Here is a 15,012-nt window from a genome sequence, read left to right on the forward strand (position 1 = left end):
TTAAATCAGTCGCGTCAGGCTGCGGCCGACTGGCTCGGCGAATCCTCGGCGGCGCTCAGGGCTGCGCGCCCGCCGGCGGCACGGCCCATCATCTCCGCCAGGGCGGCGAAGTCGATCGGCTTGGTCAGATAGGCGTCCGCGCCGGCCTCCAGCCCGGCTTCGTGATCCTCGCTGCGGGCTGAGGCCGACAGCACGACGATCGGCGTGTCGGCGTTCGGCCCGTCTCCATCCCGAATGCGCCGAGTCGCCGTCAGCCCATCCATGACCGGCATGTTGACGTCCATGATGATCAGATCGAACGGCTGTTCGGACGCCGCCTCTACGGCCAACTGTCCATTCTCCGCCGTGACGGCGGCGTGGGAGGCCGTGCTCATCCAGGCTTCCAGGATCATGCGGTTGACGGGGTGGTCCTCGACCACCAGCACCCTCAGCGCAACGCCTTCCTCGACCTCGGCCTCTACGGCGCCGGTCGCGACAGGGCGAACCCATTCCACGACCTCGGCCTCTACGCTCAGGGTGAAGCACGATCCGCGCCCCACCTCGGAGTCCACCGTGATGTCGCCGCCCATGATGTTGGCCATGCGGCGTGCGATGGTCAGACCCAGGCCCGTTCCGCCAAAGCGCCGCGTCGACGAGGCGTCCACCTGGGTGAAAGGCTGGAACAGCCGGGCCAGATCCGCTTCGGATATCCCCGACCCGCTGTCCGTCACCGAGAATTCAAAGCCGACGCGCCGATCGGAGATGCGCGTGCCGCGCACGCGATAGAGAATTTCGCCGCCGTCGGTGAATTTCACGGCGTTGGACAACAGGTTCTGCACGACCTGACAGACGCGCAGCGGATCGCCGCGCACGACCGCCGGAATCTCGCCTTCCAGTTCAGACGCGAACGTCAGACCCTTGGCCTCGGCCTGGGCCTCGAAGGGTCCGGTGATCCGACGGTGAAGGTCCTCCACCACAACATCGACGACCTCGAAGGTCATCTTGCCGGCCTCGATCTTGGTCATGTCGAGAATGTCGTTCAGCAGCGACAGAAGGTTGTCGCCGGAGTTGCGGATGATCGACAGATATTCGCGCTGGGCGGCCTCCAGCCGGGTTGCGCTGAGCAGCTGCGCCGCGCCGAGGACGCCGTTCATCGGCGTTCGCAGCTCGTGCGAAATGACGCCGAGGAAGTTGGACTTGGCTTGGTTCGCCGCATCCGCCTTGTCACGGGCGGCCTCCAGCTCTTCGATGAGATGGGCCTGGTGGGCTTGGAAGGCCTCGATCCGGCTCTCGCGCAACATGGTCATGGTCACCAGCACGAACAGCACGGCGACCACGCACGGCAGCACCGCAATCATCGACCAGAACTGAGGCTCGCCCCAGCAGCTCAGCAACATGATCGCCGCCGCCGCCCCATAGGGCGACGAGACAATGATCGCGTGCAGCGGCGAATTACGAAGCTGGGCGAAGACCAGCACATAGCCGCAAATGATGAATCCGACCGCCAAAGCCTGGCCGAAAACCGCGCCGGAGTACCAGGCCATCAGGGGGGCGACGGCCCAGGCGGCGGTGGTGACGGTCGCGACCGCTGGGAAGACCATGCCCCAGCCCGCCTCCACCCGATCACGCAGCTTGTGCTCGACCACGCCCCGGATCGTGCCGGCCCCCAGGGTCATCACGAACCAGATCAGGGCTTGCCACCAAGGGGCGGTGCCCAACAGCGCCAGGGCCCAGGAGGCGATGATGACATAGCGCAGATACTGGGTTTGCAGGATGGCCGTCAGGGCCTGGGCCGGGTCGCCCGCGCGCCGATCACCGGGAAATGTCTTAGCAACACCGTCCGATTCAACCATATGAACCCGCCCCCACGTTCTTTGTAAGGCGCGACGCTAGTACGAAGGTTCTAAGACGGAGTGAACGCTGGTCTCCGCCGCAATCAGACGCTGTGAACGGCCTCCGCCGGCGTCAGGGCCTTTATGGACAGGGCGTGTACAGGCCCGGCCAGTTCGGCGCGCAGAAGGTCGTTGATCCGCCGCTGGCGCAGCACCCGCGAAACGCCCTCGAAGGCGGACGACACGATCAAAAGGTTGAAATGACTCTCCCCACCCGGCTGGGCGTCCATGCCGCCCTCATGGTGATGACCGGCGTGCCGCCAGCTGTCGTCTTCGATCTGAAGACGTTGCGGCGACAACGCAGCGGTCAGTTTTTCACGGATAATCGTCGCCACGGGCCCGTCTGACATGATCGTTTCCTTGAAGAGGTCCAAATCCGAACTACACTTCGTGTGATGTCCGCCTCCTTTCAATACAAGCCGCGATTCACCGACATCCGCGTGAAACCGCCCAAGGCCGAGGAGGAAGCGGCCCAGGCGGATGTTTTGCATCTCAAGCCCGGCGAAAAGCCGTGCCAGTGGCCGGACTGCCGCCGCGCCGCGACCGCCAAGGCGCCCAAGTCGCGCGAACGACTGAACGACTTTTATGAGTTCTGCCAGGCCCATGCGGGTGAGTACAACAAGGGCTGGAACTTCTACGCCGGCATGACCGAAGGCGAGATTCGCGCGGCTCAGGAAAACGAGGCCATGACGGGCGGACGCCCGACCTGGGAGATGAAGGCGGGTCGATTCACGCGTGAAGCCGCCGCCTTCTCGGCGAAGATGGGTACGTCGAACACCACAGGCGCCGGCTCATGGCGCGACAGTTTCGGCCTTTTCGGCCGTCGCGGCGATCAGGCGCCCCAGTCGCCGACCGAGGATCGGCGCGTCGGCAAGCTGGAACGCGGCGCCCTGGCCGATCTGGACCTGGAGCCCGGCGCGGACAAGGCGGCGGTCAAGGCCCGCTACCACGAGATGCTGAAGCGCTTTCATCCCGACACCAACGGCGGGGACCGCGGCGCCGAGGCCAAGCTGCAGCGGGTGATCAAGGCCTGGAAGACGCTGAAGAAGGCGGGCCTGGCCTAGGACAGCTCGCCCCTAGTCGGCGTAGATCATCTTTCGCGTCATCCCGCCGTCCAGGGTCAGCACCTGTCCTGTGACGAACTCGGCCGCCGCCAGATAGAGCACGGCCTGGGCGACGTCCTTCGCCCGCCCCACGCGACCGACCGGATGCTGCTCGTGGTCGGCAGCGGTCACATCGTCAGGATCAGCGACCCACCCCGGCGCGATCGCATTGACCCGCACCTTTGGCCCCAGGCTGATCGCCATGGCGTGGGTCAGGGCGACAAGGGCCCCCTTGGCCGCGGCGTAGGCTTCCGTCTCGGGCTCGGACATGAAGGCGCGGGTCGAAACCATGTTGACCACGCTCGCCCCTTCCCTCAGGCGGGGAATGACCGCACGGCTCATCAGAAAGGCGCCGGTCAGGTGACTGTCCAGGGTGCGGCGCCAGGCCTCCAGCGACAATTCGGCCAACGGACCATTCGCGGGATCAGCGATGCCGGCGTTGTTGACCAGAAGATCGAGCTCGGACCACCCCAGATCCTCGAAGGCGGCGGCGACCGAGGCTTCGTCGCCGACGTCGCACAGGATCTGCCGCGTGCCCGGCGCGGCGGCCTTCTTGTCGAATGAGACGACCTGCCAGCCTTCGCTGGCCAGAGCCTGACATATGCCGGCGCCGATCAGGCCGGCGCCTCCCGTGACGATTGCTCTCTTCATGATCCGACAACCGCCAAGCCCCGGCTTGGTTGCCGACCGGTCAGGGCTGACCGGCGGGTCCGTCGTTGGAGGCGGTCACCAGGGCCGCGGCGGGCTCGCGGAAATAGCGGTCAATGCCGTCGGCGACCGACCTCATCAGGCGGCGACGCGCCCGTTCATCAGTCAACAGCCGTTCGTCCTCGGGATTGGTGATGAAGCCCATCTCCAGCAGAACCGCCGGCACGTCCGGCGCCAGAAGCACGGCGAGGCCCGCATCGCGATGGCTGCGGCGCAGCAGCGGATGGTCCGAGGCCTCCAAATGCGTCAGCAGCACACGGGCGAACTGGGCTGATCGGTTCTGGGTCGCACGCTGGGTCATGTCCAGCAGGATGCGGTCCACCGAAGGGTCGCGGCCGGGCAGATGCAGTTCGCGATGCCAGTTGTCGCTCCGCGTGAACTCGCGCACCGCCCGCCCTGCGCCCTGTTCGGACAGGGTGTAAACGCTGGCGCCCCGCACGGCCGGGTCCGTCCCAGCATCCGCGTGCAGCGAGATGAACAGATCCGCGTCGGCCCGACGCGCAATGGCGACACGGCGATACAGATCGACATAGGTGTTGGTTTCGCGTGTCAGCAGAACGCGATACCGGCCCGTGCGCTCCAACTCGGCCTTCAGGGTCAGGGCCGCGGCAAGAGTCACCTCACTCTCACTCACCTTCGCGCCGCTTGCCCCCGGATCGCGGCCGCCGTGGCCCGCGTCGATGACGACCAGCGGTTTTTCGGCACGTCGGGGAGCCGGGGTCGGCGAGACACGCGGCGCAGCGGGGCCGACGGCGCCTCCGTTCGCCTTTAGATCGACCACATAGCGATAGTGGGCCACCCCGTCGCCAGGCGGCAGAAGAAAGCGTCGCTCGATCTGGCTGTCGCGCGCCAGCTCCAACTCAACGCGAGAGGCGCCGCCGACCGCCGTCACCTGATAGGCGCGAACAAGGCCCGATCCGCCGCCGTTCAAGCCGCGTCCCGGCGCCACTCCGGCCAGAGCCAGGGTGATCCGTCCGCCGTCGCCCGCATTGATCACGCGCCCCTGTGTGGACTTGTCCAGATCAATGACCACACGGGTCCGATCCCGATCGGCGCCGAAACGCACGGCCAGCACGTCGCCCTGGGCGCCCCAGGCGAAACCGCGCGTCGCAAACAGGACGCAGGCGCAGATGACCACGAAGGCCAGGGCGGTCATCGCCCATTCCTTCGCGCCCCAACGGCTCATTCCTGTGACAGCGCGACCGCCCATGACGCCTGCAAACCACTCCTACTGCGACTTCGGATCCATCATGCCAGAGGCTCGTATTCAGGGGGTTAAGGCCGAACACCTTTTCATTCGCATGCGGCGTGACTATGCTGTGAACCGTCCGCGAACCGATCGCGCCCTTTCGCCTGTGCGAATAGGGGCGCGCCCTCCTCGCGGCGCTGACTTTCACCAATCCGAGAACCGCCCCGGCGTCGCCGATGGTTCGAAGAGCGGACCAGGGTCGCGGCCTTCCCCCCAGGTTTGGCGCGCCCGGTTCAGGACCGACGACCTCCATGGGCCTTTCCGCCTGCCTTCCCCTACGGCTTGACCAAGCCTCTTTCGCCCTCCTCGGCGAAGGGAAGTCGCACGCGCCGGCCCCTACCCCCATTCGGCGAGCCGCCATGACCCTGCCCGGTGTTCCGGGACGGTCGGCCTGTGCGCGCCAGAGAGAGACTTTCCATGTCAAAGACCATGCTGATCGACGCGGCCCACCCGGAAGAAACCCGGGTCGCGATCGTAGACGGACGCCAGATTGAGGAATTCGATTTCGAATCCCGCGCGAAGCGCCAGCTTCGCGGCAACATCTATCTTGCCAAGGTCACTCGCGTAGAGCCCAGCCTACAGGCCGCCTTTGTCGAATACGGCGGCAACCGTCACGGCTTTCTGGCCTTCAACGAAATCCACCCGGACTACTACCAGATCCCCGTCGCCGACCGCGAAGCCATCATGGCCGAGGCGCATGACGACGAGGACGAGGACGATCTGGATCGGGAATCCACCGGCGACGACGTCGATCCGGAGGCCGCCCTGGCCGACGAAGAGCGGCTGAAGCGCCGGCTGATGCGCCGCTACAAGATCCAGGACGTCATCAAGCGTCGCCAGATCCTGCTGGTGCAGGTCGTCAAGGACGAGCGCGGCGCCAAGGGCGCAGCCCTGACCACCTGGCTGTCGCTGGCCGGCCGCTACTGCGTCCTGATGCCCAACACCGGCAAGGGCGGCGGCATCAGCCGCAAGATCACCAACACCTCGGACCGTCGCCGGCTGAAGAGCGCCGTCGCGGCCCTCGACGTGCCCAAGGGCATGGGCCTGATCATCCGCACCGCCGGCGCCAAGCGCACCAAGGCCGAGATCAAGCGCGACTATCAATATCTGCTGCGTCTGTGGGAGACGATCCGCGAGACAACCCTCGCCTCCCACGCCCCCTCTCTGATCTACGAAGAAGAGAACCTCGTCCGGCGCGCCGTGCGCGACATGTTCGACAAGGACTTCGACGGCATTCAGGTCGAGGGCGTCGAGGGCTTCAAGGAAGCGCGCGACTTCATGCGCGTGCTGATGCCCGCTCAGGCCAAGAAGGTTCACCTGTACCGCGGCTCGCGCCCCCTGTTCGCGGCCAACGGCATCGAAGAACTGCTGACCCAAATCCATCAGCCGGTCGTGCCGCTGAAGTCGGGCGGCTATCTGGTCATCAACCAGACCGAAGCCCTGGTGGCTATCGACGTCAACTCGGGCCGCGCCACCAAGGAACGCAACGTCGAACAGACGGCGTTCAAGACCAACCTGGAAGCGGCGGAAGAAGCCGCCCGCCAGCTGCGCCTGCGCGACCTCGCCGGCCTGGTCGTCATCGACTTCATCGACATGGATGAAGGCAAGAACAACCGCACGGTCGAGCGGGTGCTGAAGGAGGCCCTGTCGACCGACCGCGCCCGTATCCAGATGGGCCGCATCTCGCCCTTCGGCCTGATGGAGATCAGCCGCCAGCGTCGTCGCCTGGGCGTGATCGAGGGCGCAACCGAGGCGTGCCCGCACTGCCAGGGCACCGGCCGCATCCGCTCAGCCGAATCCGCCGCCTTGATGACCCTGCGCGCTGTCGATATCGAGGCCGGCAAGAACGGCGCGGGCGTCGTGGTGCTGAAGGTCTGCACCGCCGTCGGCCTTTACATCCTGAACCACAAGCGCGCCTATCTGCAGTCGCTGCTGGAGCGTCGCGGTCTGAACGTCATCGTCCAGATCGACGACAGCCTGGGCCAGGGCGAACACAATATCGAGCGTACCGAGACCAACGAGGACTTCGTCGCGCCCGAGATCGAGATGCCCAACCTCGACGACGATTTCGACGCCTCCCTCTATGAAGACGAGGATGAGGAGGACGACGAAGAGATCATCACCGACGACGAGGACGACGATCTGGACGCCCTGGACCGCGAGGACAGCGACGATGACGAGCCGCGCGAGCGGGCCGAACGTCACGACGGGGGCGGTCGCGGACGGAACCGTCGCCGTCGTCGCGGCGGGCGTCGCGACGAGGAAGGCGGGGAAACGGACACCGCCGATACGATGGATGTCGCCGACGCCTCGGACGATGAGGACGATGAGAACGGTCGCCGCCGTCGCCGTGGCCGCCGCGGCGGGCGCCGGGTGCGCGAGGACGGCGAGCGTGACGTCTACAGCTGGGTGCGCGGCCGCACGCCGTCGCTGGACAATCCCTATGTCTGGTTCGATCCGCTGAATCCGGGACGGCCAGAGCCCCGCTCCGACCGTGCTGAGCGCGGCGATCGCCCCGCGGCGGCCGAGGCCGAGGTTGAAGGTCTGAACGTCGTCGCTGCGGCAAGCGGCGGCGAAGAGGGCGGACGTTCGCGGCGCCGTCGCAGACGCGGTCGGGGCCGAGGCGGCGACGCCCAGGACCTCAAGGCGGACGCCGCCGTCGCCGAAACCGCCGACGAGACCCCGGAGGCGGCGGTCCTGACCGAGACCGTCGCCGCCGAGGCTCAGCCGGAGGCGCAAGCCGAACCGCAATCCGCCGTACAGCCCGAGCCGCAGCGCCGTCGCGTGCGCCGCAAGACCGCCGCCGCCCCAACCGTCGCGACGCCGGCCGAGGCGGAGGTCGAGGTCGAAGTCGAAAGCGAAACGCCAGCCGCCGCCGTCACGCCTGAGCCTGAACCGGTCCAGCCGGAAGCGACGCCGACGGCGGTCGAGGCCGACCAGCCGGTGCTGACGGCCGCGACGGCGGAGTTGGAAACCTTCGAGGCGCCCAAGCCCGAGGTCGATATCGAAGCCATCATCGCCGAAGACCCCAATCAAATCGTCGCCCCGCCTGAAAAGCCCAAGCGCGGGTGGTGGCGCCGCTGATCGGTCACGATTAAGCTGTCAGGATGCAGGCGGGGGCCGGTCGTTTTTGGAGTACGCCATGACGTGGCTTCCCCGATCCGCATCCCGCCTTCTGACCGCGGCGGCGGTGGGCTTTGCAGCCCTCGTCGCCGCCGGTCAGGCCTCGGCCCAGAGCCTGATCCGCGACACCGAGATCGAGGGGATCATCCGCGAATGGGTCGATCCGGTCTTCGTCTCCATGGGTCTGAACCCGACCGACGTCGAGGTTCTTCTGGTCAATGACAATGAGCTGAACGCCTTCGCCACGCGCGGGCGGATCATGGGCGTGAACACGGGCCTGATCCTGCGGACCAAAAACCCCAATGAGCTTTTGGGCGTGATGGCGCACGAGGCGGGCCATATCAAGAACCGCCACACCCTGCGCGACGGGGCCCAGAACGCGGCCAAACAGCCGATGTTCATGACCATGGCCCTGGGCGCCCTGGCCATCGCCGCCGGCGCGCCGGACGCCGGCGTCGCCCTCTTGGGCTCCAGCCAGTATTTCGGCACGATCGGGGCCCTGCAATATATGCAGAGCCAGGAGGGAGAGGCCGATCTGACCGGCGCGCGCGCCCTGGAAGGCGCCGGTGAATCCGGGGCCGGCCTGGTGTCCTTCTTCGAGAATTTCCGCGCCCAGGAGGTCTTCTCCGACGCCCGCCGCTATCCCTATTTCCGCAGCCACCCCCTGTCGTCGCAGCGGATCGAATCGGTGCGCCGTTTCGTCCAGGACCAGCCCCACTACGCGCATCGCGACAGTCCCGAGCGAATGGCCCAGCACGCCCTGATCCTGGCCAAGATCCACGCCTTCATGGACCCGCCGAACACCACCCTGCGGGCCTATCCGTCTTCCGATGTCAGCCTGCCCGGCCGCTACGCTCGCGCCATCGCCTGGTATCGGGACGGCCAGACCGACAAGGCGCTGACGGCTGTGGACGCCCTGATCGCCGAAGACCCTCAGAACCCCTATTTCGCGGAACTGAAGGGCCAGATCTATTTCGAAGAGGGCCGCCCGACCGAGGCCGTAACCGCCCACCGCGAGGCGGTGCGGCTGAAGCCTGACGCCCCCCTGCTGCGGATCAACCTGGCCCACGCCCTGATCGGCACAGAGGACCCCAAGAACCTCGACGAGGCCATCGACCAGCTCAAACACGCCACGGTCGCCGAGCGCGAGAACACCATGGCCTGGCGTTTGCTGGGACAGGCCTACGCCGCCCAGGGCAAGGAGGGCGAGGCCCGGCTGGCGACCGCGGAATACTATTTCGCCGCCGGCCAGGAACAGCAGGCCACCCAGTTCGCCCTGCGCGCCCGCAGCATGCTGGACCCGAACTCCATCGAATGGCGCCGGGCGGTCGATATCGTCCTGGCGTCCGGCGCGACGCCCGATGATCTTTTGGACCTCGATCGCCGCGAAGCCGGCCGTCGCCCCGCCACCCTGAACTGATCCCCCTCTCCGCCTGTTGCGAGACCTCATGACCCACGACGCCCCCGCGCCCGAGACACCCGCCGCTCCGCCCGCCCCGGCCCGCCGGATGAACGGGGCCGTCGCCGGCTATGTCGCCCTGGGGGTGTCGGTGGTCGCCCTGGGCCTGGCCGCCGCGCCCTATCTCGGCGGCGGGTCCAGCGATGTCCGCGCCTATCTCCTGGAACATCCCGAAGTCCTGCAGGAAGCCAGCCTCGCCTTGCAGGCCAAGGAGGGGCAGGCCCGCGTCGATGAAACCAACCAGGCCGCCGCCGCCAACGCCGCGCTTCTGGCCCCCGACCGCCGCGACCCCGCCTTCGGTCCGGCAGACGCCAAGGTGACGGTGATCGAATTCTTCGACTTCCGCTGCCCCGGCTGCAAGGCGGTGGCGCCCCAGTACCGCGCCCTGATGGCCGCCCATCCGGACGTCCGCTTCGTCTTCAAGGATTGGCCGATCCTGGACCGGGGAGAGGACATAACCTCGCAATACGCCGCCCGCGCCGCCCTGGCCGCCCATCAGCAGGGCAAGTATCTCGAGGTCTATGACGCCCTGATGACCGAAAGGGCTCTGACGCCAGAGACCATCGACCGCATCCTGGTCGAACACGGCGTCGATCTGGCCCGCGCCAAGGCGACCCTGGCCGCACCCGACACCACCCGCCACATCGCCGACATCCACACCACGGCCGCCGCCCTGAAGCTTCAAGGCACCCCGACCTTCTTCGTCAACGGCAAGGCCGCCGCCAGCATCGACCCGGCCGAAATCGCCCGCATGATCGAGGCGGCGAAGCGATAAGGCCAAGCACAATGCGGCGGCTGCCCTGGGCTCTGGTGATCTTTCGGCTGGTGGCGGCCCCAGCCCTGCTTGGCCTGGCGCTTATCGGCCCGTCGGCAGCCATTACGGCCGCAGTCCTGCTCTCGCTCGCCGTCCTGTCCGATATCTTAGACGGCGTGATCGCGCGCCGTCTCGATTGCGTCACGCCGAACCTGAGACTTTGGGACAGTCGCGCCGATGTCTCCTTCTGGCTTGGCGCTGCGATCGCCCTGATTTTGATGCACCCGTCTCTGGGACCGACGCTGATGCCGCCCGCGCTGACGCTTTTAGCCCTCGAAGCGGCCAACCAAGCCCTCAGCATCGTGAAGTTCCGGCGCGAAGCCGCGCCACATCACTGGTTGTCCAAGTTCTTCTGCCTCGCGCTCTGGGTCTTGTTCGCCCAACTGTTCGTAACGGGCCAGCCCACCGCGCTGCTCTGGGCCGCCTTGGGCTTGGGCGTGGTCTCGCAGTTGGAGGCCGCCGCCATCACCCTGCGACTGAAGACCTGGCGCTGTGACGTGCCGTCCGTCTTCAGCCTGGGCTCGCGATAAGACCCAAGCCCGCACAGCAAAACGGCCCCCGGATTTCTCCGGGGGCCGCTGAGGTCTTCGGGTCGTTTGGACCGTCGATTACTCGACGATCTTGGCCACGACGCCGGCGCCGACGGTGCGGCCGCCTTCACGGATGGCGAAGCGCAGGCCCTGGTCCATGGCGATCGGGGTGATCAGTTCGACGTTCAGCTCGGCGTTGTCGCCGGGCATGATCATCTCGACGCCTTCCTTCAGCTTCACGATGCCGGTCACGTCGGTCGTGCGGAAGTAGAACTGCGGACGATAGTTGGTGAAGAACGGGGTGTGACGGCCGCCCTCTTCCTTGGTCAGGATGTAGGCCTCGGCCACGAACTTGGTGTGCGGGGTGATCGAACCCGGCTTGCACAGAACCTGACCGCGCTCGACGTCTTCACGCTTGGTGCCGCGCAGCAGAACGCCGACGTTGTCGCCCGCCTGGCCCTGGTCCAGCAGCTTGCGGAACATTTCCACGCCCGTGCAGGTCGTCTTCTGGACCGGACGGATGCCGACGATCTCGACTTCTTCACCGACCTTGATCACGCCCTTTTCGACGCGGCCGGTCACCACGGTGCCGCGGCCCGAGATCGAGAAGACGTCTTCAACCGGCATCAGGAACGGCAGGTCCACCGGACGCTCAGGCTGCGGGATGTAGCTGTCGACCGTCTCCATCAGCGCCAGGATGCGCTGTTCGCCGATCTCCGGGTTCACGCCGTCGGTCGCGGCCTTGGCCGAACCCTTGGTGATCGGGATCTCGTCGCCCGGGAACTGGTACGAGCTCAGGAGCTCGCGCACTTCCATCTCGACCAGCTCCAGCAGCTCTTCGTCGTCGACCAGATCGACCTTGTTCATGAAGACCACCAGGGCCGGCACGCCGACCTGACGGGCCAGCAGGATGTGCTCGCGCGTCTGCGGCATCGGGCCGTCCGCGGCCGAAACCACCAGGATCGCGCCGTCCATCTGCGCCGCGCCGGTGATCATGTTCTTCACATAGTCGGCGTGGCCGGGGCAGTCGACGTGCGCATAGTGACGGTTCGCCGTCTCATATTCCACGTGCGCCGTGTTGATCGTGATGCCGCGCGCCTTCTCTTCCGGCGCAGCGTCGATGTCGGCGTAGTTCATCGCCTTGGCGCCGCCGGCCTTCGCCAGCGTCATCGTGATCGCCGCCGTCAGCGTCGTCTTGCCGTGGTCAACGTGACCGATCGTGCCGATGTTGCAGTGCGGCTTCGTGCGTTCGAACTTTTCCTTGGCCATGGCCAAACTCCTGATGGCCCGGGTTGAGGGGCGCGATGCTGATCTAAAAACCTGGAGCGGGTAGACGGGATCGAACCGACATCCTCAGCTTGGAAGGCTGCTGCACTACCATTGTGCTATACCCGCGCGGAGACTGCGGAAGTTCCGGGGAACGCCGCAGCCGATTCCTCTCCGTCGTCCTGATCCGTCGTGTTCGAAGGCGCGTGGTGGGGGAAGAAGGACTCGAACCTTCGAAGCTTACGCAGGGGATTTACAGTCCCCCCCCTTTGCCGCTCGGGACATTCCCCCAACGCGCCTTGTCGAACCGCCGGACCCCTCGTTCCGCCCATAATCAAGCGGGACGAAACAAAAGCCTTCGGCATGTCGCCTCCTCTGCAGTAGAGGGGGCGCCCAGACCCGAAAGCCCTTGGGGCTCCAAATCGGAGGGCGTCTTATAGTGTCGTCGAAATCAGAACGCAACGACCGTAGAAGCGGTAAAAAGCCAATCCCAGCAAACCCATCTTCCGGCCCGCGGGAAAGGGGCCAAAAGCCTGTCACAAAAGGCTTTTCCGGCCGAGAGGATGCGAGCCGAACCCCGCGTTCGCCCGATCGCGGCAAGGCGGACGCCGATAATTTTCTGTGGGGCCGTCACCCCGTCCTCGCCGCCCTGGCGAATCCGGCGCGGCGCGGCATGGGCCGGTTGCTGGCCACGCCCGAGCGCGCCGCCGAAATCGAGGACGGCCGATTGGCGCATGGCCACAAGATCGAAGTGGTCGAGGGCCAGATCCTGACCCGCATGCTGCCGCCCGGCGCCGTCCATCAGGGCCTGGCCTTCAAGGTCCAGCCGCTGGAAGGGGTGTCGCTGGACGATCTGGCCGATCCGGCCCAGGGGGTCATCGTCATGCTGGACCAGTTGACCGATCCGCAGAACGTCGGCGCCGTCTTCCGCTCGGCCCTGGCTTTTGGGGCGCGAGGGATCGTCGTTCAGGATCGCCATGCGCCCGCCCTGGCCGGCGCCCTGGCCAAGGCGGCGGTCGGCGCCACCGAACGCCTGCCCCATGCGCGAGTAACCAATCTGTCGCGCGCCCTGGAAAGACTGGCGGATCTGGGCTGGCGCGCGGTCGGCCTGGACGGTTCGGCCGAGCAGACGCTGGAAGAGGCGCTGGACGCCCAGCCGACGGTCCTGGTCATGGGTTCCGAAGGCGACGGCATCCGTCGTCTGGTGGCCGAACATTGCGACGTCCTGGCCAAGATCCCCATGCCGGGCGGATTCGAGAGCCTGAACGTCTCCAATGCGGCGGCCGTGGCGCTTTATGAGGCTGCGCGCGCGCAACGCGGCTGACAGACGGCGCGGGCGAGGTTAAGGAGCCGCCATGGAATTCCTCTCTTCTCCCGAACTCGCCAGCCAAGCGACCGCGCTGGGCCAGGTTCTGCTGATGGATCTGGTCCTGGCCGGCGACAACGCCGTCGCCGTCGGCCTGGCCGCCGCCGCCCTGCCCCAGGAACAGCGCAAGAAGGCCATTCTGATCGGCCTGGCCGCCGCCGTGGTCATGCGCATCGGCTTCGCCCTGATCACCGTGCAGCTGCTGGCCCTGGTCGGGCTGCTGCTGGCGGGCGGTCTTCTGCTGCTTTGGGTCTGTTGGAAGATGTGGCGAGAACTGCAGGAGCAGCGCACCCACGATCAGGCCGAGGCGGAAAAGGAGCTGGAGCTCGCCCTGAGCATCGAGCACGGCACCGGCCCCTCGCCCGAAGAGCTGGGCGTCAAGCGCAAGTCCTTCGGCGCCGCCCTGCTCCAGATCATGATCGCCGACATCACCATGTCGCTTGACAATGTGCTGGCCGTCGCCGGCGCCGCCCACGAACACCCTTGGATCATGGTCTTCGGCCTGATCCTATCCATCGCCCTGATGGGTGTGGCGGCGACCTATATCGCCCGTCTGCTGCACCGCTTCCGCTGGATCGGCTATGTCGGTCTGGTCGTGGTTCTGTACGTCGCCCTGCATATGATCTGGGACGGCGCGCGTCAGGTGGTGGTCCGCACCGGCCATATGGATGAGTTCAACGCCTCGGCGCCGGCCTTCATCGAGATAAGTCCCGAGGAAGCGGCCAAACACATGGGCCAAAAGCGGACCGAGGACAGTTCCGCCCCTGCGCCCGCCGCCCCGACTGCGCCCGCCGCATGACGGTCGCGACGGTCGATGTCGAAACCGCCGCCGCCTGGCTGCAAGCGGGCGAAGCCGTGCTGATCGACGTGCGCGAGGCGGACGAGTTCGCCGCCGCCCGCATCGACGGCGCCATCCTGGCCCCGCTCAGCGCCATGCCCGCCGCCTGGCAGGCGCTGGACCTTCCGGCCGACCGCAAGATCGTGGTCATGTGCCTGAAGGGCGGTCGCAGCCATCAGGTCTGCGCCTATGTGGGTCCGACCGGGCCGGAGGGTCAGCCGCTGTTCAACCTGACCGGCGGGATCCAGGCCTGGGCCGCCGCCGGTCTGCCGATCGTCGAGGGCTAGCCGGCCTCGGCGAACTGGTCATAGGCGCGCAGGGCGTCGGCGGCGTACATCAGGGCCGGGCCGCCGCCCATATAGACCGTCATGGCCATGACTTCGGCGATCTCGTCGCGCGTCGCGCCCAAATCCTTCAGCGCCTTGGCATGAAAGCCGATACAGCCGTCGCACCGCTGGGACACGCCGATCGCCAGGGCGATCAGCTCTTTGGTCTTCTTGTCCAGGGCGCCGTCGGCGGTCGCCGTCTTGGCCAGTTCCGAAAAGGCCTGCATCGGCCCCGGCTGCGCCCGGCGCAGTTCACCGATATAGGCCGAGATATCGCGCGTCAGCGCCGTATAGTCCTTGGCCATAACGGCCTCCTTTTCAATTTCGATATTTATGATATGATCGAAATATGAAATGTA

14 protein-coding genes and 2 tRNA genes are annotated in these 15,012 nt (G+C 66.7%); 8 read left to right on the forward strand and 8 right to left on the reverse strand.

What is annotated here, in order from left to right:
• Positions 1-14 precede the first annotated feature (14 nt).
• Complete coding sequence (locus AC1RKE_RS01885) at positions 15-1,832, reverse strand: ATP-binding protein (protein WP_395942331.1); 1,818 nt, start codon at positions 1,830-1,832, stop codon at positions 15-17.
• A gap of 83 nt (positions 1,833-1,915) precedes the next feature.
• Complete coding sequence (locus AC1RKE_RS01890; RefSeq protein ID WP_348684229.1) at positions 1,916-2,221, reverse strand: BolA family protein; 306 nt, start codon at positions 2,219-2,221, stop codon at positions 1,916-1,918.
• A gap of 45 nt (positions 2,222-2,266) precedes the next feature.
• On the opposite strand from AC1RKE_RS01890, the gene AC1RKE_RS01895 reads away from it, so the two are divergent.
• Complete coding sequence (locus AC1RKE_RS01895) at positions 2,267-2,935, forward strand: J domain-containing protein (protein ID WP_054766181.1); 669 nt, start codon at positions 2,267-2,269, stop codon at positions 2,933-2,935.
• A gap of 12 nt (positions 2,936-2,947) precedes the next feature.
• On the opposite strand, the gene AC1RKE_RS01900 is transcribed toward AC1RKE_RS01895, so the two are convergent.
• Together AC1RKE_RS01900 and AC1RKE_RS01905 are read right to left on the reverse strand one after the other, a co-directional pair.
• On the reverse strand, positions 2,948-3,625 hold the full coding sequence (locus AC1RKE_RS01900) for an SDR family oxidoreductase (RefSeq protein WP_348684228.1): 678 nt from the start codon (positions 3,623-3,625) through the stop codon (positions 2,948-2,950).
• A 40-nt stretch (positions 3,626-3,665) separates the two neighbouring features.
• On the reverse strand, positions 3,666-4,838 hold the full coding sequence (locus tag AC1RKE_RS01905; RefSeq protein ID WP_348684227.1) for an N-acetylmuramoyl-L-alanine amidase family protein: 1,173 nt from the start codon (positions 4,836-4,838) through the stop codon (positions 3,666-3,668).
• Between the two features lie 510 nt (positions 4,839-5,348).
• On the opposite strand from AC1RKE_RS01905, the gene AC1RKE_RS01910 reads away from it, so the two are divergent.
• The 4 genes from AC1RKE_RS01910 to AC1RKE_RS01925 are packed head-to-tail and all read left to right on the forward strand — an operon-like array spanning position 5,349 to position 10,857.
• Complete coding sequence (locus AC1RKE_RS01910) at positions 5,349-8,015, forward strand: Rne/Rng family ribonuclease (RefSeq protein ID WP_395942352.1); 2,667 nt, start codon at positions 5,349-5,351, stop codon at positions 8,013-8,015.
• Between the two features lie 58 nt (positions 8,016-8,073).
• A complete protein-coding gene (locus AC1RKE_RS01915) occupies positions 8,074-9,474 on the forward strand; it encodes a M48 family metalloprotease (RefSeq protein ID WP_348684225.1) in 1,401 nt (466 codons plus the stop codon).
• Between the two features lie 28 nt (positions 9,475-9,502).
• On the forward strand, positions 9,503-10,288 hold the full coding sequence (locus AC1RKE_RS01920) for a DsbA family protein (protein WP_191554259.1): 786 nt from the start codon (positions 9,503-9,505) through the stop codon (positions 10,286-10,288).
• A gap of 11 nt (positions 10,289-10,299) precedes the next feature.
• A complete protein-coding gene (locus AC1RKE_RS01925; RefSeq protein WP_348684224.1) occupies positions 10,300-10,857 on the forward strand; it encodes a CDP-alcohol phosphatidyltransferase family protein in 558 nt (185 codons plus the stop codon).
• Positions 10,858-10,935: 78 nt separating this feature from the next.
• Here the strand turns inward: AC1RKE_RS01925 and tuf are convergent, their stop codons facing one another.
• The 3 genes from tuf to AC1RKE_RS01940 form a co-directional block, all read right to left on the reverse strand.
• Positions 10,936-12,126 carry an elongation factor Tu gene (gene tuf, locus AC1RKE_RS01930; RefSeq protein WP_183214793.1) on the reverse strand — a complete coding sequence of 397 codons (1,191 nt, stop codon included), beginning with the start codon at positions 12,124-12,126 and terminating at the stop codon, positions 10,936-10,938.
• 52 nt (positions 12,127-12,178) lie between these two features.
• Positions 12,179-12,252 (reverse strand) — tRNA-Gly (locus AC1RKE_RS01935).
• 78 nt (positions 12,253-12,330) lie between these two features.
• Positions 12,331-12,414, reverse strand: a tRNA-Tyr gene (locus AC1RKE_RS01940).
• Positions 12,415-12,562: 148 nt separating this feature from the next.
• Here AC1RKE_RS01940 and rlmB point away from each other — a divergent pair.
• From rlmB to AC1RKE_RS01955, 3 genes are read left to right on the forward strand one after another with little or no spacing between them, the layout of a single operon-like run.
• Entirely contained in the window at positions 12,563-13,447 is an 885-nt protein-coding gene (gene rlmB, locus AC1RKE_RS01945; protein WP_395942103.1) for a 23S rRNA (guanosine(2251)-2'-O)-methyltransferase RlmB, read from the forward strand.
• 31 nt (positions 13,448-13,478) lie between these two features.
• Positions 13,479-14,288 (forward strand): YjbE family putative metal transport protein, encoded by an 810-nt coding sequence (locus tag AC1RKE_RS01950; RefSeq protein ID WP_054766189.1) that lies wholly within the window; start codon positions 13,479-13,481, stop codon positions 14,286-14,288.
• On the forward strand, positions 14,285-14,614 hold the full coding sequence (locus AC1RKE_RS01955; protein WP_348684830.1) for a rhodanese-like domain-containing protein: 330 nt from the start codon (positions 14,285-14,287) through the stop codon (positions 14,612-14,614). Before AC1RKE_RS01950 ends, AC1RKE_RS01955 begins: the two co-directional genes overlap by 4 nt.
• On the opposite strand, the gene AC1RKE_RS01960 is transcribed toward AC1RKE_RS01955, so the two are convergent.
• Positions 14,611-14,958 (reverse strand): carboxymuconolactone decarboxylase family protein, encoded by a 348-nt coding sequence (locus AC1RKE_RS01960; protein WP_191554263.1) that lies wholly within the window; start codon positions 14,956-14,958, stop codon positions 14,611-14,613. The two genes, AC1RKE_RS01955 and AC1RKE_RS01960, sit on opposite strands and share 4 nt — an antisense overlap.
• Between the last annotated feature and the right edge of the window lie 54 nt (positions 14,959-15,012).

It is taken from the genome of Brevundimonas sp. GW822-FHT03E11, from assembly GCF_058801445.1.